Origin of the sequence: Peribacillus sp. YIM B13477 (assembly GCF_042787955.1) — a bacterium.
Taxonomy (GTDB): domain Bacteria; phylum Bacillota; class Bacilli; order Bacillales; family DSM-1321; genus Peribacillus; species Peribacillus frigoritolerans.
In genome coordinates, this window is record NZ_JBHZPD010000009.1 from 87,910 (window position 1) to 111,521 (window position 23,612).

Annotated in this window: 16 protein-coding genes and 1 pseudogene; 8 read left to right on the forward strand and 9 right to left on the reverse strand. The window is 35.3% G+C overall.

Annotated elements, in window-relative coordinates; genetic code table 11:
• Positions 1 to 144 precede the first annotated feature (144 nt).
• From ACFX4H_RS22180 to ACFX4H_RS22195, 4 genes are all read right to left on the reverse strand, one after another.
• Positions 145 to 306: a VOC family protein gene (locus ACFX4H_RS22180; protein WP_377436293.1), complete on the reverse strand. Its 162-nt coding sequence runs from the start codon at positions 304 to 306 to the stop codon at positions 145 to 147.
• Between the two features lie 62 nt (positions 307 to 368).
• A complete protein-coding gene (locus ACFX4H_RS22185) occupies positions 369 to 503 on the reverse strand; it encodes a VOC family protein (RefSeq protein ID WP_376708688.1) in 135 nt (44 codons plus the stop codon).
• A gap of 394 nt (positions 504 to 897) precedes the next feature.
• Complete coding sequence (locus tag ACFX4H_RS22190) at positions 898 to 2,208, reverse strand: CitMHS family transporter (RefSeq protein WP_095680033.1); 1,311 nt, start codon at positions 2,206 to 2,208, stop codon at positions 898 to 900.
• A 248-nt stretch (positions 2,209 to 2,456) separates the two neighbouring features.
• A complete protein-coding gene (locus ACFX4H_RS22195) occupies positions 2,457 to 3,320 on the reverse strand; it encodes a LysR family transcriptional regulator (RefSeq protein WP_241637553.1) in 864 nt (287 codons plus the stop codon).
• A 149-nt stretch (positions 3,321 to 3,469) separates the two neighbouring features.
• On the opposite strand from ACFX4H_RS22195, the gene ACFX4H_RS22200 reads away from it, so the two are divergent.
• A complete protein-coding gene (locus ACFX4H_RS22200; protein WP_249598261.1) occupies positions 3,470 to 4,597 on the forward strand; it encodes a 2-methylaconitate cis-trans isomerase PrpF family protein in 1,128 nt (375 codons plus the stop codon).
• A 58-nt stretch (positions 4,598 to 4,655) separates the two neighbouring features.
• A complete protein-coding gene (locus ACFX4H_RS22205) occupies positions 4,656 to 4,802 on the forward strand; it encodes a hypothetical protein (protein ID WP_164468794.1) in 147 nt (48 codons plus the stop codon).
• Between the two features lie 650 nt (positions 4,803 to 5,452).
• Here ACFX4H_RS22205 and tcuA read toward each other — a convergent pair.
• The gene (gene tcuA, locus ACFX4H_RS22210) at positions 5,453 to 6,964 is read right to left on the reverse strand and encodes an FAD-dependent tricarballylate dehydrogenase TcuA (protein ID WP_377436231.1); all 1,512 of its coding nucleotides are present in this window, start codon (positions 6,962 to 6,964) and stop codon (positions 5,453 to 5,455) included.
• A 268-nt stretch (positions 6,965 to 7,232) separates the two neighbouring features.
• On the opposite strand from tcuA, the gene ACFX4H_RS22215 reads away from it, so the two are divergent.
• From ACFX4H_RS22215 to ACFX4H_RS22235, 5 genes and pseudogenes are all read left to right on the forward strand, one after another.
• Positions 7,233 to 8,093 (forward strand): LysR family transcriptional regulator, encoded by an 861-nt coding sequence (locus ACFX4H_RS22215; protein ID WP_241637557.1) that lies wholly within the window; start codon positions 7,233 to 7,235, stop codon positions 8,091 to 8,093.
• A 46-nt stretch (positions 8,094 to 8,139) separates the two neighbouring features.
• Entirely contained in the window at positions 8,140 to 9,264 is a 1,125-nt protein-coding gene (locus ACFX4H_RS22220; protein WP_377436232.1) for an AbrB family transcriptional regulator, read from the forward strand.
• Positions 9,265 to 9,669: 405 nt separating this feature from the next.
• Entirely contained in the window at positions 9,670 to 10,992 is a 1,323-nt protein-coding gene (locus ACFX4H_RS22225; RefSeq protein ID WP_377436233.1) for a CitMHS family transporter, read from the forward strand.
• A gap of 1,480 nt (positions 10,993 to 12,472) precedes the next feature.
• Positions 12,473 to 14,878, forward strand: coding sequence for a M14 family metallopeptidase (locus ACFX4H_RS22230; protein ID WP_377436234.1), 2,406 nt, complete (start codon positions 12,473 to 12,475; stop codon positions 14,876 to 14,878).
• A 287-nt stretch (positions 14,879 to 15,165) separates the two neighbouring features.
• A pseudogene (locus tag ACFX4H_RS22235) lies at positions 15,166 to 15,436 on the forward strand (tyrosine-type recombinase/integrase); the annotation flags it as partial.
• A 563-nt stretch (positions 15,437 to 15,999) separates the two neighbouring features.
• Here ACFX4H_RS22235 and ACFX4H_RS22240 read toward each other — a convergent pair.
• Entirely contained in the window at positions 16,000 to 16,800 is an 801-nt protein-coding gene (locus ACFX4H_RS22240; protein WP_377436235.1) for a hypothetical protein, read from the reverse strand.
• Positions 16,801 to 17,431: 631 nt separating this feature from the next.
• Here ACFX4H_RS22240 and ACFX4H_RS22245 point away from each other — a divergent pair.
• A complete protein-coding gene (locus tag ACFX4H_RS22245; protein ID WP_377436236.1) occupies positions 17,432 to 18,013 on the forward strand; it encodes an excalibur calcium-binding domain-containing protein in 582 nt (193 codons plus the stop codon).
• Between the two features lie 442 nt (positions 18,014 to 18,455).
• Here ACFX4H_RS22245 and ACFX4H_RS22250 read toward each other — a convergent pair whose 3' ends face one another.
• The 3 genes from ACFX4H_RS22250 to ACFX4H_RS22260 all read right to left on the reverse strand — a co-directional run bounded on the left by ACFX4H_RS22250 (position 18,456) and on the right by ACFX4H_RS22260 (position 23,512).
• Positions 18,456 to 18,737 carry a zinc-ribbon domain-containing protein gene (locus ACFX4H_RS22250; RefSeq protein WP_377436294.1) on the reverse strand — a complete coding sequence of 94 codons (282 nt, stop codon included), beginning with the start codon at positions 18,735 to 18,737 and terminating at the stop codon, positions 18,456 to 18,458.
• A gap of 50 nt (positions 18,738 to 18,787) precedes the next feature.
• Complete coding sequence (locus ACFX4H_RS22255; protein ID WP_377436237.1) at positions 18,788 to 19,879, reverse strand: zinc-ribbon domain-containing protein; 1,092 nt, start codon at positions 19,877 to 19,879, stop codon at positions 18,788 to 18,790.
• Positions 19,880 to 20,797: 918 nt separating this feature from the next.
• Positions 20,798 to 23,512: a COR domain-containing protein gene (locus ACFX4H_RS22260; protein WP_377436238.1), complete on the reverse strand. Its 2,715-nt coding sequence runs from the start codon at positions 23,510 to 23,512 to the stop codon at positions 20,798 to 20,800.
• Positions 23,513 to 23,612 lie beyond the last annotated feature (100 nt).

A 23,612-nucleotide genomic window follows, 5' to 3' on the forward strand; every position in this document is an offset into this window, starting at 1 on the left:
TACGGATTTTATGACATAAAAAATACAGAAACAAAAATGGAAATCACAAAATGAGTTCCATTTTTGTTTTGAGTACTATTTTGTTTTAGGGCACCTTCATGAAAGACTTTTCTTATCAAAATATACATAACCCTACTGCAAATACTACTTTCCATATATTTCAAGAGGTAAATCATCCGGATCACATAAAAAGGTAAACCTTTTTCCTGTTAACTCATCAACACGGATAGGTTCGACTGGAATGTTTTCTTTTTCTAAATCTTCAATCGCTCGATTAATATCTTCCGCTTCAAAAGCAAGATGTATAAGCCCTCTTGCTTCAGGATAACTGGACGATTTGGGCTATAAGGAAATGAGAACAATTCAAGCTAAATTTCCCCTCCGACCATTAAATCCAATTTATACGACTGCCTATCTGAGCGATATGTCTCCTTCACGATATCACACCCTAATTTTTCATAATCGGAACAAATTATTGACATGATGTATTTTTTTACCTTCATTTCTTACCTCCCTAAGAGCATTGGTTAGTTTTAAAAATTATTTCATCAAAGTTATCCATTAATAAAAACTTAGTTTTCAGTGCTTCCTTCGGAATATACTGCACCATACTGGTACATCCATTTCCCTTTCACCTGGATATAGCTCTTTACAAAGGGCGTATAATATAAGGTAATCTAAAAAAACGTATAATAAAAAAGGAGCCTTCCCCTCCTACTCTCTAGATCTATAATATAGATTCCTAGAACGCTGATTATGTTAATTAACTTTGTATATTGGTGTACTTGGTTGTAGTTTAAAATTAAGTCGTTACGTTTTCTAGTTGTAAACCAACTCCCACTTCCTCGCCAAATAAATTAAAATTGTTTAAGTTCGAGAATTTATTTAACGTTATACTTAAATAATAGCCCCTGTCAAGATAGCAACAATGATAAGGACTAATGAACAAATTAGAGCCCATTTAAATGCATACCGCTGTAGTTCCCCGATATCTGTTTTTACCATCCCCACTAGTAAAAGAGTCGATGCCACGAGTGGACTTAAGAAATGTACAGGCTGGCCCAGTACGGAAGCTCTGGCAATTTCTAAAGGACTCACTCCATAAGCTTCTCCTGCTTCGGCAAGAATTGGCAAAACACCAAAGTAGTAAGCATCATTGGATAAAACGAACGTAAATGGCATGCTGGTGAACGCAACGACCATCGGTAAAAAAGAGCCTAAAGAATCCGGAATGATGGCCACTAATGAATTTGCAATGGCATCTACCATTTTCGTTCCGGAAAAGATCCCTGTGAATATACCAGCCGCAAATACTAGTGTGACGACGGTAATAGCATTTCCTGCATGTGACACGATTCGCTCTTTTTGCTGTTCTAGATTAGGGTAATTAATGATTGAAGCAAGCACAAATCCGATTAGAAACAACACAGGTACCGGCACTAAGCCCATTACAAGAATGACCATGACCGTGAGCGTCAACAAAAGATTGACCCATATTAATTTAGGGCGCTTTAAATCGTCTTGTATGGCGGAAGCTACCGCTGCTTCAGCTAGAGCTCCTTTCATTTCAGGTGCAGCTTTGATATGAACAACACCAAGCCTTTTGCGCTCTTTTTTCCCAAGTACGTAAGCGGTAAAAAGAATAGCTGCAATACCTGCGAATAGTGTTGGGATAATCGGAACAAAGAATTCATTTGCATCGAGACCTAGAGATGCTATTGCTCTTGTTGCAGGTCCTCCCCAAGGAGTCATGCCACTCATAATACTTACAGCCAGCATAGAAATAGTGGCAAGAATAAGTGGATTCATACCAAGGCGTAAGTAAAGGGGCAGCATAGCGGAAATCGTAATCATATGAGTCGTGGTACCATCACCATCCAAGGCAACGGTCATTGCGATTACTGCTGTACCTATCGCTATTTTAACCGGATCCCCTTTTACGATTTTCAACATGGTTTTAATGAGTGGATCAAATAATCCAGCGTCAATCAGAACTCCGAAAAACAAAATAGCGAACAATAGCAAAGCGGCTGAAGGTGCGACAACCTTTATTCCATCGAGCATCATATCTCCGAGCTCTGGACCAAATCCGCCAATTAATGCAAAGATAATTGGAATGACCACTAGAGAATTAACAGGTGATAACCGTTTAGACATGATTAAATAAGTGAAGACAACGACCATTGAAATTCCAAGTAACGTAAGAATATGAATCCCTCCTAATAAAGAAACCGCTTACAAACCAGTTGAGAAGTTTGAATAACTAAAAATATTACATATCATTCTGTTTCCCAGTTGCTTTGTTTTCTATTTTTAGAATAGTTCATATCATCAAATAAGTGAAATACATATTTTTTTTACTTTTTCGAAAAAAAAACTTATAATCCATTTTATATTAAATTAAGAAATCCAAAAAAGCACTATGAAATTTTCAATAATTTCATAGTGCTTTTTCGTTAAAGATTGGAACTTTTATTCAAGAAATCAATAAAGTTTTTCACAGTAGAGAGTTTTAATGAATCCTGGTTATACATTAACCATGTATTTCTTAACACCGGCTTCCCATTTTTGTAGGATAACCCGTATGTATGCAAATTATCTGAAGGCTGCAGGCATATCTCCGGCAGAATGGAAACACCAAGATCATTTTTGACCATCTCTTTGCACGTCTCCTGCCGATCTGTTTCCATAGTTACAAATGGTGGCTCCGGGAATCTATCATGCCACCAGCCATTTATTAAGTTTTTTAAAGAACTGTCGGTTTTATAATTTATGAATGGAAGTTCCGGCAAATTATCCAAGTCTACCTCTTTCTTAGAAATTAAACAAAGTCTTTCTTTATGCAGTAACGATTTGATTCCATACCATTCATAGTTTCCACGCAGAATGCCTAATTGAACACTAGAGGAATCCAGAAGATGCATGATTTCAGTACTCCAGCCTGTATTCACATTAAATTGTACATGAGGATATTGTGTTGAAAACTTTTTCAATATTTCTGGTAGTTTATATTGGGCAAAGTTGCTGGAAACGCCAAGCCTTAACGTTCCTCTAACTTCATTTTTCATATTCAGCATATAATCTTTCGTTTTTTGCAACTTTTTCACCATTTCTTCCGCATAGCCCGCCAAATGTATCCCTTCTGAAGTGAACTCAATGCCTCCTTTTATTTTGAAAAATAAGTTCGTGCTAAATTCTTTTTCTAAATTTTTAAGCCGGTACGTAAGCGCCGGCTGCGATATATATAAACGCTCTGCGGCACGGCTAATGTTTTTTTCTTCATATAGTACCCTTATCGCAATCCAATCTTTTTCGTCCACTTAACCATCTCCCTATTTTTAGATTATAAGTTTTTTTATCATTTTCACTCAAAAAATATGTATTTTACTTATGAATGAACTTATCATACTATATTTTCAAAGGAACCGGTAGTGCTATAAATATTGATTTGAGAAAAGGTGGTTATACAATGAAAGTACCTGTAGTTGTAATGCGCGGCGGAACAAGTAAAGGTGTGTTCCTTAACTTTGAACATATGCCTTCGAATCGCTCACTCTGGGAAGATTTCTTACTTGACGTGATGGGCAGTCCGGATCGGAGACAGATCGATGGTCTTGGAGGAGCGAATTCATTGACAAGTAAAGCAGCGATCATCAAAAAATCAGATTCACCGGAATTCGATGTGGAATATACATTTGCGCAAATCAGCATCGATAATCAAATGGTTGATTTTAAAGGAAATTGTGGGAATATTTCATCTGCTGTAGGACCTTACGCAATTGAGCAAGGATTAGTTCCTATACAAGAACCTGTAACAACGGTGAGAATTTTTAACACGAATACACAGAAATTGATAATTGCAGAAGTAGAGGTTGAAAATGGACAAGTGAAAAAAGAAGGCAGCTGCTCAATTCCAGGCGTGCCTGGTAAAGGATCACCTATCTATCTTTCTTTTACTCGTGCTGAAGGAGCCGTTACAGGAAAACTATTCCCTACAGGAAATCCAATTGACATGATTAAAACGAAGGATCGACTGATTCAAGTTTCAATCATTGATGTTGCCAATCCACTTGTTTTTGTAAGGGCACAGGATATTGGTCTAAACGGAAGCGAATTGCCCACTGATTATTCACAGGAAAAATTAAATGAACTAGAAGAAATCCGGTCGATTGCAGCTGAAATGTGTCAATTTTCCGATAAGAAATCAGCAACTGTCAAATCTCCTGCTGTGCCTAAAATGACCCTAATTGCTCCTCCTATGGATTACGTCGACCTAAACGGATCGGAAAGAAAAGCGTCAGAGATGGATTTGATGATCAGAATGATGTCGATGCAAAAGCCCCATCAAGCTCTTGCTATTACAGGAGCCATCTGTGCAACTGCAGGAGCTTACTTACAGGAAACGATTTTATCTGAGATGGTGAACATTAAACAGGAAATTTTTCGATTAGCCCACCCGGCAGGGATCATGGAAACGAAAGTTGATTTTTTGGCAGGACACATACGCGCTATTAAAGTGGTACGCACAGCGAGAATCATTTTAGAGGGATACGTGTACACGAAAAAAAATTACGAGCTTTCCTATCAATTAGCTTGATTTGAATTGATTTGCAAATTACAGCAAAAAAAATTATCTATCACTTGGAGGCTTTTCAATGTGGGTCATCACTGTCTTTTTAAAAGGAAATATTAAAATTTTTGAATTTGACACAGAAAAAGAAGCGAAAGAACTATTCAAAAATATGAAAGGCACTAAAATTCTTTCCGAAATAGTTTACTTCAATGATCCTTGTTTTGTATAAGTGAGTTTTCAATAGAGCCCAGACTATAATGTATCTCCAACTAACCGATGCCTACAAAATTCAATTGTAAAATAGGATTGAGAATGGATGAAAATTTTCCGGGCGGAGCGCTCACCCTTATACAAGTTTGGATATACTGAATCCCGATTTTCATGGTTACTGGAGTATTTAACCAAAAAGAAAACTAATTGTTATCTATCATCCTTGTTATAGGGAAAAACACCCACAAACCAACCCATTATTTATTGAATGGTATCCTTTTTCACAGGCTCAAATTTAGCATCAATCGGAGCAAAGTAAGAACAGCTATATAAATATATATCATATAAAATAGTTGATATCTGGTAACTGTTGATAAGTCAGCGCTGACTTCATGCGCGATAGTGCCCAGCTGATCCATTCAGCTGGTGCTAAAATTGAATAGCTATAATAGAAGAAAAATAAGATATTGTCTGGCCATCAGGACGCTTAAAGCTAACTCATATCCCTATATGATATGAGTTTTAGTCAATGCATAAAGACTTTTAATATTTGAAGTACCAAACAGCCAAGAACTTTTTAAAGCCTTGGCTGTTTTTCATTCTTCTATTTAATGTATCCCTAGATTTTTTGGACGAATTCTTATCTAATTAACCATTCAAGGAAAAGACTCAATGATTATTGACCGCTTCAACCTTTTCTTGAATATAGTGGGCTGCGGATGAACCAGCTAATTTTCCAAAGACTGCTCCAGACATTAACCCGGATCCACCAGGATAGTTTTCATAAAAAATACCCCCAATCATTTCACCAGCCGCAAAGAGACCATTTATCGGTTGTTCTTCTTTGTTTAACACATGTCCCGTAACATCTACATGCAAACCGCCGAACGAGAAGGTGATTCCGCACGTTACGGGGAAAGCGTAGAATGGACCTTGCTCAATTCGAAGTGCCCAGTTGGATTTAGGAGGGGTAAGTCCTTTCGTTCCTTTGCCATCTTTCTCTGCGGGTCTATATTCGCCATCTTGTACGGCACTGTTATATTCTTCGATCGTTTTAAGGAATTGCGTTTGATCGACCGGCAGTAAACTAGCCAACTCTCCAAGTGTATCTGCTTTATAAAAAGTCGCTTCTTCAAGGTCATATTCTTTACGCAGCATCGGGCGTACCTGTGCATCATAAATTTGATATGCCACATGTCCAGGCTGTTTTAATACCTCACGGCCGTATTTGGCATAAGTGTAATTTCGCAGATCTGCTCCTTCATCAACAAAACGTTTCCCTTCATTATTAAGCATGACGCTGTACGGATAAGAATGCTTTTTAAAAATATCTCCCGGCTTTGTGAAATCTCCTACTTTTGGCGCGTTATAATCTGTCCCAATCGAATGACATCCAGACCACTGCCCAAATTTTTGAGCCCCTACTGCCATAGCCATGGAAATGCCGTCTCCTGTGTTGAACTCGGTTCCACGAACAATTGCCGCTTCCCATTCTTCACCAATATTTTCACATCTCATTTTCTTATTGGCTTCAAAGCCGCCACAAGCCAAAATCACACCGGATGTCTGAACTGTTACCATTGTTTGATCCTTCTCAACAACGACACCGGATATTGTGTTATTCTCTGATACAAGCTCCACAGCACGTGAATCGTACCATACGTCAATGCCAATTTCTTCTGTCCGCGCAAAGAGCTGTCTCATTAAGCCCACGCCTTTATCTTCCGTTTTGATAGGCAGTCCCCCCCAGAAATTGCGCTTGCCAGCTTGTACGAAAGATTGATTTTCATAATTCAATTCAAATTTTATTCCCTGATCACGCATCCACGCAATTGTTTCATACGATTTAGTAACCAGCTGTTTTGCTAACTCAGGATTACTTTGTCCACCTGTTACTCGCATTAAATCATTGTAATAGTCGGATTCCGTGTATTCAGGCATTACAATTAAATCGGATTCTTCATCTGTTAATTCAGGTATTACTTTTCTGATTGCGTCTAAATTATTGTATGCTACACGAATGGCTCCATCCGTGAAGAAAGAGTTCCCTCCACGCTTTTCCAATGGTCCCCGTTCTAATACAAGAACTCTAGCACCTCCCTCTTTTGCTGAGATTGCGGCACATAAAGCTGCATTTCCTGCCCCTACTACAACTACATCATAATTTTGTGTATTTGACATTTTTACCCCTCCTGTTAAGTAGTGATAACTCTTCATGTAAATAATAAGTGAAAATAATGAATAAAAATAATATTGTTTTTTTATTCATTGCCATAGAAAAAATTTATGAAAGGATGTTGGAAAAGCAAAACTATAGTGAGTCTATTGGTTTACATAAAAAGATAGATTTCTTTTTTCATTAGTTGTATTATACTTTTAGAAATCAAATAAATTATCATTATTTATAATTACCCATAAATATTTTTTATGGTTAAAGGAGAAAAATTTTATGGATGAAAAAGACTGGCTTATATTAATTACTCTTTACGAAGAAAGAAATATAACAAAAGCAGCACAACGACTATTTATTTCTCAGCCAGCTTTATCCTATCGTATAAAACAGCTGGAGAAAGAATTCAAAACAAATTTAATCTCTAGAGGCAAAAGAGGTGTCGAGTTTACAGTTGAAGGGGAATACCTCGTTCAATACTCGAAGAATATGCGTAAGCAATTAGGAGCTGCAAAAGAACATATTTCAAATTTGGATAAAAAAGTAAAAGGAACTTTGCGCTTGGGTGTATCTGGCTTGTTTGCCCGATATAAACTACCAGTATTATTAAAAGAATTTCTAACCTTATATCCAGAGGTTGAAATCAGTTTGAAAACTGGATGGAGTTCTCAAATTCATCAGATGCTTCAAAAAGAAGAAGCACACCTCGGGATCGTTAGAGGTCCTTACAAATGGCAGGAAAATAAAGTGTTGTTTCAAGAAGAAAAGATTTGCATTGCCTCCAGTAAAAAAATTGAATTAAAAGAACTTCCTTTTCTTCCTAGAGTTAATTATCAGACAGACCAATCGTTAAGAAATACTATTGAAAACTGGTGGCAGGAAACATTTGCGTCACCACCTAAGATTTCAATGGAGGTAGATCGGATTGAAACATGTAAGGAACTGGTTCTTAATGGTTTAGGATATGCCATTTTACCAGAAATCTGTATTAAAGATGATGAACCACTGTATACTTTCCCCATTGTATTAAGCGATAATAGCTTTTTGCTTAGAGAAACTTGGGTTTTTTACCGAGATGTGACTATGGATTTGGCACAAGTAAAAGCATTTATTGATTTTCTTAATGATTCCAAACAATGAAATAAGACGAATCGAAATAAAACTAGTACAAAGGAAGAGAATTAATATGAAAAAGTGGGATTTAAATGATGCAAGCAAGACAATCCAATTTTCAGCTGCACTTCTAACTGCTTTTATTGGAGGCAGCCTTTTCTCTCTTATCAGATTGCCAATCCCCTGGCTTCTAGGTCCAATGGCAGCCCTATTAATTGCATCACGTTTCAAAAACGTTAAATTGATTTGGCCCGTTTCGATGAGAAATACTGGATTAATTATTGTAGGTTATTCAATTGGCATCTCTTTTACCAAGAGCTCACTGTTTGACATGATTAGTCACCTTCCTTCAATGTTGATCCTTACAACCTTAATTGTCCTTGTGTGTGCATGTACAGCTTTTGTTATGTCAAAATATTCCGGCATTGACTACCCTACCTCCTTAACGAGTAGTATACCTGGAGGTTTGTCACAAATTGTTGTGTTTGCAGAAGAAATGAAAGGTATTGATATTACTACCGTAACCTTTTTCCATGTTACAAGAGTGATAATGGTTGTTTTCTTAGTTCCCCTTTTAATTTTCAGTCCCATTTTTGCAGCGAAAAGTACCAATGACTCATCTAAAATAATCTATAACGTTATTCCTGAGTGGAGTGATTTATTTCCTCTTATCTTTCTGTTCGCGCTTATTTGTTTTCTCGCAGCAAGAATAGGTAAAATATTCAAATTACCAGCTCCTTACTTTTTAGGACCAGTAATCGCTGTTGCGGCAGTAGGCCTTTTTGGTTTGCAGGGACCACCACTTCCTCCTTCACTTCTTGATATATCTCAATTTATGGTTGGCGGTTATATCGGTTTACTATTAAAACCGGAACAACTTGACAACAAAAGAAAAACCTTATTATTTGCTTTGATGAACGGACTGATTTTGATCTGCGCAACAATGTTTTTTAGTTTTCTACTGACCCAGTATTATGATTTATCGACTATTACGGGTTTTTTAAGTTTAGCCCCTGGTGGAATGGATCAAATGGGAATCATTGCACAAGAAGTAAATGCTGATGTATCTACTGTTACCAGCTATCAACTATTTCGGATGGCTTTTATTTATGCCGCAGTGCCTCCATTACTAAGATTGGTATTAAAATTAAGTTTAAGAAAAAAAGACAAGAACAGTAACGTTAAAACTAAATGTTAATTAAAAAAGGAGAGAGCTTTGCTCAAGGACACTGAAAAAGTGTGATTTATAAAGAAAAGAAGGTCATCATTCACAATATTTAGATGATGACCTTCTTTTTAAATACTAAAAAAAATAGCATTAAATTTTTAAAAATTTCTTTATTGTATCACTTATCCTTTGCCTTTCTTTGTTCTCCTCCCTCCAATCTTTTTTTTAGAATAAATTATTTTGATACCAACACAAAAAAAATATGTATTTAACTTATTGTTCTCCCTGTATTACCTTTAATAAAGAAAAGCGCATAAGCATAATGTAAAACTTATTAATCTACCAGTTAATTTTTTATGAAGAGTCACGAAATTAATTCTTAGTCATCCAGAGATCAATTGAAAGCGCATTCAATATTTGGGAGGGGATTTAATAATGTTTCTTACAATTTTAGGCATCTCCATGGTTACCGTTTTTACCTATTTAATTATGTCCAAACGTTTATCACCCATTGTTGCTTTAACTTTAGTTCCGATCGTTTTTGCAGGAGTTGGTGGTTTTGGAAGTAAAATTGGCACTATGATGATGGAAGGCATTAAGCTAGTCGCTCCTTCTGCAGCTCTATTATTATTCGCCATATTGTTTTTTGGCATTATGATAGATACGGGCTTATTTGACCCACTTATCAAAAAGTTATTAGAAGTTGTCAAGGGAGATCCTGTCAAAATTTCGATGGGTACCACAATTCTTGCATTACTTGTGGCCCTAGATGGAGACGGTACAACAACGTATATCATTACTGTTTCAGCTATGTATCCACTTTATAAACGAATCGGTATGAATCCATTGGTTTTAGCCACTGTAGCCATGCTGGCTTTAAGTGTTATGAGTGGTATGACCCCCTGGGGAGGACCTGCTACCCGAGCAATAGCAGTATTGGGACTTGATGCATCCGAATTTTTTGTTCCACTTATTCCTACCATGATCGGTGGTGCTCTTTGGGTTATTTTCGTCGCATTTATTTTAGGGAAAAGAGAACGTAAACGACTTGGTGTAATACACATAGAAGAGTTCAAAAATGAAATAGCTGCTACTGTTGAAAATGAAGCCATTGAAACATTTCCTCATATTGACATTAAACGTCCTCGTTTTTTGTGGGTTAACTTATTAATTGTGGCAGGCATTATGGTCATGCTTATTATGGGATTGGTTCCTTCCCCCATTTTATTTTTGGTCGGTTTCGCTATAGCTTTAATGGTTAACTACCCCAATCTGGAAATGCAAAAAAGACGTATCTTAGCACATTCTGGAAACGCTTTGATTGTTGTTCTATTAGTTTTTGCGGCAGGAGTATTTGCAGGAATCTTTTCCGGTACAAAAATGGTTGATGCTATCGCTAATGGACTGGTTGCGATAATACCTGCTTCATTAGGACAGTTTTTTCCCGTCATTGTTGGCATTACAAGTATGCCATTCACTTTTGTTTTATCGAATGATGCCTATTATTTTGGAGTTCTCCCTATTCTTGCAGAAGCAGCATCAGCCTATGGTATTAGCCCATTGGAAATTGCTCGTGCTTCTATATTGGGACAACCCGCTCATTTAATGAGTCCACTTGTTGCATCAACCATTCTATTAGTTGGCATGGTTGATAAAGACCTTGGAGAATATCAGAAATTCGCATACAAATGGGCCATCTTGACAACGTTAATCTTAACAATATTAGCTATTATTAGTGGTGCTATTTCTTTTATGTAATTTATAAAAGTCCTTGTATACTTGTTTGCAAGGACTTTTGTGGCATTTTTCAGCTAGATGGTTTTTTGATACAACTTTGTTGTTAGGTAAAGTTCTATGATTGAAACCATGAAATAAGATTGGAAAACTGAAGTAATTACTGATATTATGTGGATCTATTGGATTAAAGAATGTAAATATTTTTATCATTCATTATGTTAATGTAAAGCATGTCCTTCCTTGACTTACTTAAAGTTCCATTTCTTTTTCAACCGTTCCACAAAACGCTCATTGATATAAGTACGGACAAACTGTCCTTTTTCCAAATCGATGTCTTTTTTAAAAAGGCTGTTTTCACATACTTTGTTGCTATTTACCAGGTAGTGAGTTGTGGTTGATTTCCCCTCCAGATGCTCGCTTTCCGCGGGGCGGGCGGTGAGCCTCCTCGGCGTAAACGCCTGTGGGGTCTCACCTGTCCCGTTGCTCCCGCATGAGTCTCGCACTTCCGCTCCAATCAACCTTAAATAGTTTCGTTTTAAAAACAACAATCTTTACGAAAAGAGCCTCTAAAAAAAACACCCGCTTAAGGCGTTGATCCTCAGGCAAGTTGGACCATGCCTGGTTCGCCTCCTCTTACAGTGAACTTTCAATCTTTCTCTGGATCACCATCGCTTGATAATACTAAAAAAGAGAATATATGGTAATCTACTAGAGTTCAATAGATTCTCATGCATTCTCATGTAATAGACTATATTCGGTTTTTTAATAGCAGATTCTGCTTCTGTGCGGTTGTTACTTGCTTGTAGCACTTTTACCATAGTAATAGCCACCATTTCCATGGTTTCAATTTTTACGGTCAATTGCTGAATGTGATTTTTTACTATAAGATTTTTATTTATGGCGGCAGTTTTTGCAGACTTTGATGGTTTGGGATGTTTCAGTTTTGTGCGGGTAGAGAAGCTTTACTCCTGTTCTTTCACACAGTGGGCATGTCCCTCTGCCATTTGAAGGCAAGTGGCTGATTGATTTTCCTCGGTTTCTTTTTGCCATTCCCCATCATTCCTATTCATAATAATTCTTGTTTCTTTATTAAATGTTGGACTGGCACAAAGGTTGATAGGCATTTGATGGTTTTTAACAATAGAGCCGCAATTCACATGAAATATATTACAACTTTCCTTTTACAAAATTAAACAAACAGCAACAATATTAAACAATATTAAACAATAAAAACAGTTGATTACCAATATACAGTTTATAGGAATTATAACGGAATAAAATCTAGTAATTTTGTACTCCTAAAATTACTGGATTTCGAGTGGCGCAGTACTTTTTAAATAGGAAAAACAGTCTAAAATTCAATCTTCTAAAATAAAGTATTATATTTTCTCAATAAAATTTTTGTATTTTTAACTGCCTCTGATTTTACGACAAGATATTAAGTACATTCAACTTACAATAAGCTTGTATTAAAATTTTTAGCATTTTGGGGGTGCAGTTTTTGACACAACAGAAAAAGCAGAAATGGAAAAGGAATTTAGTGGTGATGACTGCCATAACCGGACTAGGGTTCTCTACATTTTATACAGGCCTAAGTATTCCGGTTGCAGCGGTCGAACAACCTGACCAGCCGATTCCTAAGAAAGAATCGGTCTCAATTGTTCAACTTGTCGTACCAAATGATAAGGCAAAGGACAAGCTTCTTGAGCTTGGAATTGACCTTACCCACAGAATCCAAGCACACGACGGAGTCTATGAAGTGGATGCCGTTGTCACACCAACAGAAATTGCCATGTTAAAGACCTTTGGCATCAATGTAAAAGAGACCCTGATCACCGAAAATCAATGGAGCACACGCGTGGCAGAGCGGCAATCTACTGTCCAGCTGCAAGCCAGTCTGGCAGCTTCCGAGGATACACTTAAAGTCCTTAGGGCAAACCATTTTACCAATCAATCAGGCACCTTCCTATATCTCGAAGTGAAATCAAGCGCCGGTGCGACTGCTAGCACAGCACTTAAAGCAACTTGGACCGAGAACGGTGAGGAAAAATCTGCTACACTTTCTAGATTGGTAGATTACGGTGAATATTTATATCACTATTTGCTTTTACCAGTTAGCGCCATTCCTTCATCTGTTAAAATTGAAAGTAATCTTGGAGGAACAGCTACGAGCACCATTACTGAATGGTTAGGGAAAGAGCCGAAACATCCAAAAACAGATTATGTTACGGATTTTGTTGACCACTATATGGCACCAAATGAATTATATGAACGTGCCGAAAATCTTTCAAAAGAATTCCCAAACTTGGTAGAAATCATTGATATGCCAAATAAAACAAATGGTTACAGACGTCTTGCCCAAGCAACTATCGGCGGCACGACCAATCTCGCAGTTGTTGTTTCCTCAAAAGCATGGGGGCATGAAGGCGGGAATGATGTATCGGTAGAATTCAAGAATCCGGGAACCAATAATGCACCACTAAAAGTGACTGTGGATGGTACCAAGATTTTAGTAGATTTAGCTACTGATTCGTCAGGAAAGGCAACAAGTACTGCCGCACAAGTGGTTAAAGCACTGAATGAGAATGCTAGCCAACTTGTCACTGCGACTACATACCGCGGTAATACTGGTGCTGGTGTTGTCGCACCAACTACAAATGCTGCGATATTAACTGACGGCTTGAAAGCTGGGGCAGACGTTTCCCGTGATCCTTTTACAGTAAAAGCGATCCGAATCGGCAAGCATCGTGACGGTTCTAAACCAGGTGTTCTTGGATATGCTCAGGAGCATGCCCGTGAATGGGTGACCCCACTCGTAACAATCGAAACGGCGGAAAGACTACTGCGAAACTATAGTCAAGATAGTGAGACAAGAAAGCTTGTTGATAATCTTGATATATTCCTTGTACCTTCAGTAAACCCTGATGGTGCTAATTACAGCTTAAATGATTACAATATGCAGCGTAAAAATATGACCAATCACTGTGGTCCCACTGCCTCTGATCCTGGGTACCGAAATAATTGGGGAGTTGACCTTAACCGCAACCATTCTGTTGGTTCCGTTTTTGATGGCTATATTGGCGGAGGTACAAGTTGCACAGGAGATACTTACGCAGGACCAGCTGAAAACTCTGAGCCTGAAGGAAGAAACCTTGTCTGGCTTGCTGACAAAAACCCAAATATTAAGTTTGCAATGAATATTCATAGTTATGGCGGCTACTTCATGTGGTCCCCTGGTGCTTACGATTCAAAACGTACAACACTGCCACGCCCATCAGCTGGTGAAGAAGCTTTTTACTGGGCAGCTTCTGATAACATCTTAAATGATATTCAAGACCACCGCGGAACGGTCATTCTACCTAGCCGTACAGGTCCAATTCCTGACGTACTATACTCTGCTGCAGGTAACTCTGCGGACTACCTATGGTATGAAAAGGGGATTTATGCCTGGAACTTCGAAGTAGGGGCAGATTTATGGAATAAGGATACAAAAAGATGGCAGGCAGTTGGATTCCAGCCAGCCTTTGCAGAAGGTCATGAAGAAGCAATGGAATTTGCCAATGGGTTGATTGGCTTAATGAAAGTAGCCTACAACAGTGCAAAAGACCATCAGCCGCCTTCCTCAAAAGCTACACCTGGAAACGGTAACTACACAGGTCCGGTTGATGTTAAGGTTGAAACAAGTGAGCCAGCCACGATTTATTATACGCTTGACGGCAGCCGCCCTACCTTCCAATCAACTAAAATTAAATTAAGCGGCACCCGTGAATTTGCAGAAACATTAAAAATTGAAAAGACAACAACCATCAATTATTTCACTGTGGACGCCGCAGGAAACATTGAGAAAAACTTCAATCCACTTGGTAATGGGAAAAACTATAATTCTGTAACGCTTACAATAAAATAACAGTTTGCAAGGGGTTGGCCTTACGGGGTCAACCCCTTTTTCATTGGTACATTTGAACTGATAGACTTTCTATTATATTGGGCCTTTTTTTATATTTCAGCCTCTTTAATAGGTGGCCATAAAATCAACAAACCTCTAGCAAATAGTTCTGCTATTCCAAACCCGTTGTCACATAGCTTAATAGGATTAATGGGGATAACCCTAGTACAAATTATCGCACTTTCCAACTGTAATTATATAGAAATACCCTGGTTGCCAAATTTTAAAAAAAGGCTCCTTCTTGAGAGAATGGGCATCCACAATTAAGAAAAGTTATTGAGACCCGGCTAAAAAGGCTTCTAAAAAAAGCAGAAATAGAAAAGAACATTACTCCACACTCATTTAGACATTCGCAAACTTCATTATTGATTGAAGCTGGAGTTGGCATTAAAGAAATACAACAGCGACTTAGACATACAGATATTAATACTACAATGAATATCTATGATCACATGAGCCAATATGGAAGAAAAGGCCTCCCAACAGTTTAGCAAACTGATGAAAGACCTTCTCCTATAGTTAGCTTTTTTGTCACAGGTTGCAGTGTTTTTTAAAAAACGAGGACAAGAATAGCATATTATCATTCTAGACGTTGATATAACAAGGTTTTAACCCCTTATTACATCATGCCGCCCATTCAATTCATAATTTAATAGGAAGTAACAAGGTAATAATATCAACACATTTGGTCAAAGCCACCTAAAATAACTTCACTTAGTGTCATGATATTTCAATGTCAGGTGAGCAAATAGGTGAGCATTTTCAATTATATTCTTATAAGTAACTGGTATGAAGAACCTGAAAGCCCCCTATTACAAGAGGAAGCATAAACCTAATCCTATATTTACCGGAAGGAGAAAAAATTATCATAAAAATGAAAAAATCCTTAAATCGAATTCAAACTGCATTATTAAAGAAACATATAAATGAGTTTGAAGAAACATTATCCTATTATGCGTTCACAACAATCCCAACATGGACAGAAACTAGCCACCAGCACATCATCCCCTGTAAAAGATTGAAAAAAATCCAAAATCGATTTTTTATAATTTATTAAGATAATCTTATTTTGTTCCCTCTAATCAATTTTTAAATATCCCCTTAAAAAATTTCAACAATTTCTTAGATGTTTTAAGAACACTTTCTCCTATTTTCTTTTCCATTAAAAACGAAAATTTTCCTGGAATAAACCATTCAATAAACACCATAAGTGCTAATGACAGGCCAACAGTAAATACAGCTAATACCATTAAGTCATAAGGTATTAAGTATAAATCATCAAAATGATTAAATTCCTTCAAGATTCTAAAATACATGCCTAGAAATATAGTTATTCCACTTATAATAAGGAGAAATTGACTAAAGTTTCTTATATACCTAATACATTCTAGAAATACTCTATAAGTAAAATGGGTATTTAAAATACGATTATACCAAATATAATCCTTATAAAGAGAATTAAAAATAGACCAATACTGTCTCTCAAGATTATTATGGAAGTCTTTTAAACCTTTATAAAACTCCTCTTCAGTCTCTAATCTTTTTTCACTTAGGTTTTGGAACATTTCCCTTATCTTTAGGAACTTTTCTATGAGGGATTTATCACCCAATTTATGAATAGGAACTTCATAAGGCGTGTAGTCATTTAACCATTTGTCCAATTTTAATTCTCTTTCATACTTATCATCTATACTAATTATATCTTTTAATCGAAAGTACATAGGTTCTAATAAATCCTCAATATTTTCTTTAGCTTTACTATGAAAATTAACATAATTATTATTCTTCCTTCCATAAAAGTAAGCTAATGAAGCACCAATAATAACAACTAATAAAGGGGGGAAATACTCATTAAAAATGTCCATTAAATCACCTACTTCCATCCATCCATTAATATATATCTTTTATTCCCAAATTAATGAAAGTAAAAATATGATCCTAAAAAAGGGACCTCTTAAACATTTTGGTCCTATACCCTTTTCCGTCTTAAACTAACACTACCAGGTTAGTTTAAGGATTAATTAGATGATTAAAGAATAACCAATATACTAATTTTTTACAATAACAAACAATCGTAAGTATCAGTCAGCCCAAATACGACTGATATTAGCAAGAATTCTTTGATGTTTGTTTTGTACTTTCATCTGCGACAATCTACATACACAAAACAAAGCGAGGAAATGTCTATGTTGTTAAGTAACAATAAAGTTGTTTAATTTTAAAGTCGTTTAAAAAATAATAAAGTTTGTTTAAAACGCTAGTCATACTATAATCAGGCCATATTGTTGAATAAAACATTTCGTAGAAATTAGAAATTTTACAAAACCATGGAAAAGATTGTGAAGAATTGTACTTAAGCTAAGTAAAAGTATTAATGATCGATAAAGTGTCCCTTCTTTTAATTCAAACTGATCATCACTTTTTTTCTCGGACCAAATTTTTAATTTACTTATCATGTGTTTACAACTAAAATTGATTAGTGCTAATTGACTAGAATATTAACGGAGGAACAAAATGAAGGACAAGGATATTATTAAAGTAATTAAATTGTTGCTTATACTTGGGTGCCTATACTTGTTTATGCTTATATTAGAATGTATTGTAGGTTCAATTTGGAATCTCATATTATTTCTTGCAATTATTCTTACAGTTTTATGGTGCTATTATAGAAAGAAAAAAGAAAAAACATATGCCAAAGGAGTCCTTTTACTAATAATATTATTATTATTTTTAATTTGGTCTATTGGCCCCTGTGTTTACGAACGACATATAGCTGAAATGAAGAAAACAAAGTTAGAAGAAAAACAAAGAGAAATTGAAGGTAAAAAGTACGCAAAAGAAATGGAAGAAGATATGAAGAGAGCTCAAGAAGAAACAGAGGAAGAACATGCTAAAAGAAAAGTAGAAGAAGACGAATCTAAAAAAGCTGAAAAAGCCAATGTCTCATCTACTCCAATTTACAATTTTAAAGAAGATAGGGATTGTTCTGATTTTAGTAACGCTTCTGAAGCAACTGAATTTATGAAAGAATCAAAGGCAGCTGGCTTTGGAGACCATCGCTTGGATAGAAATAGAGACGGTATTGCTTGTAACTAATAGAAAGAATTGAGTGATTTTAGGACTGAGGCAATATTTTTTTAGGTTATTCCATTAAAGGGCACTATTATGGAATAAAAACTAGATATTAAACGACTTTATTGTTGTTTTTTAAGTTCAATGAAGTGTTTTTCATCAAAATTTAAACAACTTTATTTTAACCCTATCCTAATTTTAGGACAGGGTTAGGTGTGTTAAGGTTTTAAAAATAAATAGCTTTATTGTCATTCTACATAAGTATTTTGCAGCCACACTTTTAAAATAGTTAATCATTTATAAAGGTTTCTTACATTTTGATTCTACCTAATTTCACTGAATTGCACCATAGTGTATTCATTAGGTATACAAATTGTTATGCTGGCGGGCAATATAAGTAAAAACATTCAGTTATGCCAGAGGGAAGGGAAGGAATTTTAACATTGTTTTATTTAAGATTGTTCTCTCAACAATTCGGACATCCACTTCGATTACCATTTCTATTGTATATTTGTGCATCCCATTCGTGACTGCACTTTTTACATAACCACCAAACTTTAAAATGAGAGTTTGCAAAGTAAGCTTGAGGACCCTTTTCATTTTTAGTTGGATGCCACTCCTTAACTAGTTCTGGATTTACAGCAGCTAAATTATTATCCGTATGCAACCTTCTATTCCCACAATCTGGACAGTTGTTGCCTCCTTGTGTTCTACTTGCAATTGTAGCAGGCCATTGATGCCCATAAATACAAACCCAATTTACTTTTTCATGACTTGTAACTTTAAAGTTTTCTGGTTTTAAATCAGTATGGGTCTAACATTGGCTAAGGAATTTTCATATTCCCAATGATCCATTAAATCTAAAATTGACACATTATCTCTTTCAATATTTATATCAGGACTTTGTTGAATATGATCAGTAAATATCCTTTCAAGACACGTTTGAAATACTTTCATTGAATGATTTTTAAGATCATAAAAAAATGTATTTGGATTTGGTGATTTATATGTAGGACATTCCGGTTCTCGAATTCTAATGAGCTTTGTATATGGCATTTTTTCTAGTAACGCAATGTCTTTTTTTATATCACGCTTATAATCCTTATGATATAGACCTCCGTCATACTCAATTACTAACTTAATCGAAGAAATGTAAATATCCAAAACCATACGTGTGCCTAAAAGTGGTGTTTCCATCTCAACATCATCAAAATGTTTTTTTAAATAATAAAAGAGTGCATATGATTGTTTTGACACTTTCTTCGTTGTATTACACCTTTGACAGCCTGTTCCACCACTTGTCCGATGTTTTGGAGTGGTTTTCCACTCATGTCCCTTCTTACATCTCCATAAAACCTTGTAAGATGAACCAGGTGTGACATCTTTTGCAGTCTTACTTTTATAATCAATACATTCAACCCATTCATTTGCAATATGCGGATAGAGGTTAGCTAGACTGTTTGTTTCATTCACCCTTAAACCTCGACAGTATGGGCACCCACTACTCCTTCTTTTTCTAGTCATTTGTTTAATTGACATATCAAACGAATGACCTTTATTACAAATCCAATAAATCACAATATTGGATCCAGCAAGTACCTTATCTGGAGTTAATGAACTATTTCTCTCTTTGTCCCACATGGCTACTAGATCTGGTCTTCTTCCTAATAATGAACGTTCAAAACACACTTTTGAACCTTTGCAATATGGGCATCCTGTTCCATTAGATCTAGATGCTAATTTAGCCTCATAACGATGTCCCTCTTTGCATTTCCACCATACATGCTGTCTTCCTTTTGGAGGAACATCACTAGGTTTTATATCTCCGTTTAATTCATAATCCCATTCATTGGCCAATTCTGGAAATTCACTTGCTAGACTTTTCTTCATTAATACCACTCCAAAAAACACAGCCTCTAAGTTTATTCATATCCCAAATTTACAATAATTAGACAAAGGAAGTATTTTCTCACTTTTATTTTTATTTCAACTACTGTAGCTGTGAAAGGAAGCTTGATCAAATTAATACTAATAACCTTGATAAACAAACAAAAAGAAAGAGCCTGTTTTGAAAAAAAAGATTAATCAAAACAGGCTCTTAATATATTCAATTGAAAGTAATACATAAGATAAAGCTACGACCGGCAACGATTCATATCAAAATAAATTATTTTTAAATCAGTGTTTTTAACTGTTATGTTAATAATCAGTATTATGTTAACTAGTTTTGAATGATAACGGCTCCCCGAATTTCAAGAGGCGTTGTCAAAATTTTTTAGGCAATTAGCTACTAATATTCCTCAAACTACTCTAAGAATATACTTTAGAATTTCTTGTACTACATGAATAATCAATGAAACGTCATTTAAGAATATCCGTGTTCGTTTAAATTTTTTTTGGGGGTTTGCCCTAAAACTATTTCAGACTGCAAGTGCATAAGCAGGAAGACAATAAATTCAAGATATCTAAATACTAGACATAATTTCCTTGGCCGGAGTTAAACCCTTATAAAAAGGCATTTCTTTTATAGTGGAATGTGTCATTTTTAGTCCTTCGCAAGAGATGTTCTGATACCAGTAAGTAAAGCGGAATCCAAAATTGTAACAAATAAAGGCAATACTGAACAGGAATCAAAAGATGTATTGAATTAACCCATATGCAAATCCACCCAAAATAAATTTAACACTGCCAAATCTCTTAAAATAATAATATGTGTTCCATCTTCGTGTAACTCTTCAATAGACCAATGATTCGGGGCACATTTATGCAACTGATTTGAAACCAAATGTAGTTCTCTTTCAATTTATTCTACTTATTTTTCAAAAAGGGCTTAGGAACCACTGGGAGGCCAAACCATTGCGCAATTTTGTTGTATTGATCAGCAATATCCTGTGTAATTGATATGCCTCCTTTAATATTTTTGACCGTTTTTCCTAGCAGTGTATCAGGATTTTCTACTTCATCCATAAACCTATTAAATTTTCGTAAGAACCCGGACTGAATGATCTCTTCTTTAGACTTAGCCGTAATAAGTTTATTTACACCCTTTTCTAGTTTATCAAGTTCTTCTCCTAATTCAGGTGCTTTAGATTGAACCTCGTCTCTTAGGTCATTTACAGCACCTTGTAACTCATAAATGGTATATTTTATATCAATAGTATTCTTATTAACATTAACATTCTCATTATTATTATTATTATTATTGTTTGTGGTATTAGTAATAGGTACATTAACAATAACAGAATGAGGATAATCCATAAATTCATCTACCTTTTTAGTTCTTTGTTCAATTGAGGCAATGCCATCAAGAAGAGAAGAAACATCAACATCTTTAAGGGAGGTATTGCAGACAATATGCTTTCTACTATTTTGTTCATATCTTAAAAGCAAATTATAATCATGTAATTGCATGCATTCAGAACTACAATTACATTTAATAAATTCAGTAACTTTTAGTTTCTTCATACTCTCATGTATTTGATCAAAATATAATCTTATCTGCTTAAGTAACTCTTGCTTATTTCTTAGACTATTACCTGTGACACTTATTTCAATTCTTTTATTGGTTAAACTTTCAAGTAATCGTACCCTTGCCACCGCATCTTTATATTTTAGGAACGCTCCTTTTTTCCAACAAGCTTTTTTGTTATTATATTCAATTAAGAAATTATGCGCTTTTACTATAAATCTAGTCATTATACCCGCTGGTAAAAAATCATAGTTGTACTGGAATGTCAAGGTATTATCCAATTTAAATTCTATATCATTTATTTCAAATTCAAGATTCCCCATAAATTCAGGAATTAGGAATACTTTATTTTTCTCAACTTCAAATGACAATTGAAAATTCTCCATTAATCGTAATATTAATAAATACTTATCTTCCGAATAATTTTCCTTGTCTACCCAAATATTCTGTAAGTCCTCATAATATAGGGTTCCATTCCTGTTTTTTAAAATATCATCTTCGGTGTCTAACACCTTATAAACAGCAGTTGTCCCCCAATCAGGACTAAGAATAACTGTATTTTTTAGAATTATATCCTCATGGAAATGTAATATTATTCCTAGATCATGTAAATATTTACTTAAACTTTTAGCTTCTGATTCAGGAACACCATATCTTTCACATATCTCTAAATACTCAGAATACGGAATTAAATTAACTGATTTTGATAACTCTTCAAGATAAGTACGTATTTGTATCCACGACGATAGCCAAACTAGCCCCATTAAAGGAAGATGCTTTGTTTCTTCTTGTATAACATCTCGCAAATCCGCAATACCCATACCATTCTGACAACTTACTTTGTATACTTCGATTATTTGTTGAAAGTTTCTTCGCAAACTTTTTAAATCTATATCTTTTATTATTTTTCTTTCATCACATTTATTAATGACAAGTAAGATAGGGCTATCCCCAGCAAAAGATTCTATTGTATTTAACCAATAGTCAATTCTCCCATACTCGTCTTCCTGTCTGGCATCCCAAACGAGTACATACAAGGATCTGTTTGTAAGAAAAAACTGATGTGTTGAATGATAGATTTCTTGCCCGCCAAAGTCCCAAACGTTTAAAGTGTAATTATTAGAATCCTTATCAAATAACCACTTTTCAATATCTATTCCTTCGGTAGACTCAAGAGTACCAGGCTCTGCAAAATTATCATATACCAATCGATTTAATAAGGTGCTTTTCCCCACTCCACCTTGACCTACAATTAACATTTTAGATTCGTTTAGTGTTACTTTGCTTTGATCCTCTTGGTATCTAATTATATAGTTAATAGTCTCCTGAGGAGTTTGCGCTAATATCTCTGGAGCAATAAATGTTTGAAAATATGTATTATCTAAACCTAGGAGCTTAAGATTAGACAAGTTTCTTATACTTCTAGGCAATGTTTTGATTTTACTATTGTCTAGTCTAAGCACAGTCAGTTTGATTAAGTTACCTATTTCTTCCGGCAAATGTGTTATCTCAGTTTCAATTATGTTTAGAAAATCCAAGTTAACTAATTTATCAATTCCAGCAGGTATCTCTTTAAAATTACTAGGTAATGCAAGTTTGGTTAAATTTCTCAAGTCAAAGATGTGTGTAGGAAAAACTTTAAATTCGTTGCCTGTTAGGAATAAACCATTTAAGTTACAGAGATTGGTTATTTTAGAGGATAACTCCTTAATATTGAGATAATAAAGGTCTAAAAATTCTAAATTCTTAAGTTCAAAGAATTCATCTGGAAGTCTCTCTATATTATTTTTATAAATACTTGTTGAGTTTCTCATAAGGTGAACATTGCCTAAATACAATCTTTTTAGGCTCTTTAATTTGCCGATTTCTTTGGGTAATTCTTTGAGACCAGTACCCGTTAAGTTAAGTATTTCCCATGATTCTGTTTCCGCTTTCTCAATTATGCTTTGAAGCACATCATTTGTAAGGATTTTATTAATAGGGCGGATAGGTTTTTTAAACTTCGTATGACTAATCAGTTGTATTAAGTCATTGTCTAAGAGTTGTGTTTCCATTTAAATATTTCCTCCTTAAATAAATTATATAATAATAATAGCAAACCCTCTGGAAAAATCTACATATTTTATAAATTAAGATGAAAGCATAAAGGATAAA

Excerpts from the sequence above, each read along its gene's own strand:
- ACFX4H_RS22185 (WP_376708688.1), bottom strand. The coding sequence starts at position 503 with ATGAAGGTAAAAAAATACATCATGTCAATAATTTGTTCCGATTATGAA.
- ACFX4H_RS22200 (WP_249598261.1), top strand. The coding sequence starts at position 3,470 with ATGAAAGTACCTGTAGTTGTAATGCGCGGCGGAACAAGTAAAGGTGTG.
- ACFX4H_RS22205 (WP_164468794.1), top strand. The coding sequence starts at position 4,656 with ATGTGGGTCATCACTGTCTTTTTAAAAGGAAATATTAAAATTTTTGAA.
- tcuA (WP_377436231.1), bottom strand. The coding sequence starts at position 6,964 with ATGTCAAATACACAAAATTATGATGTAGTTGTAGTAGGGGCAGGAAAT.
- ACFX4H_RS22215 (WP_241637557.1), top strand. The coding sequence starts at position 7,233 with ATGGATGAAAAAGACTGGCTTATATTAATTACTCTTTACGAAGAAAGA.
- ACFX4H_RS22220 (WP_377436232.1), top strand. The coding sequence starts at position 8,140 with ATGAAAAAGTGGGATTTAAATGATGCAAGCAAGACAATCCAATTTTCA.
- ACFX4H_RS22225 (WP_377436233.1), top strand. The coding sequence starts at position 9,670 with ATGTTTCTTACAATTTTAGGCATCTCCATGGTTACCGTTTTTACCTAT.
- ACFX4H_RS22240 (WP_377436235.1), bottom strand. The coding sequence starts at position 16,800 with ATGGAAGTAGGTGATTTAATGGACATTTTTAATGAGTATTTCCCCCCT.
- ACFX4H_RS22245 (WP_377436236.1), top strand. The coding sequence starts at position 17,432 with ATGAAGGACAAGGATATTATTAAAGTAATTAAATTGTTGCTTATACTT.
- ACFX4H_RS22255 (WP_377436237.1), bottom strand. The coding sequence starts at position 19,879 with ATGAAGAAAAGTCTAGCAAGTGAATTTCCAGAATTGGCCAATGAATGG.
- ACFX4H_RS22260 (WP_377436238.1), bottom strand. The coding sequence starts at position 23,512 with ATGGAAACACAACTCTTAGACAATGACTTAATACAACTGATTAGTCAT.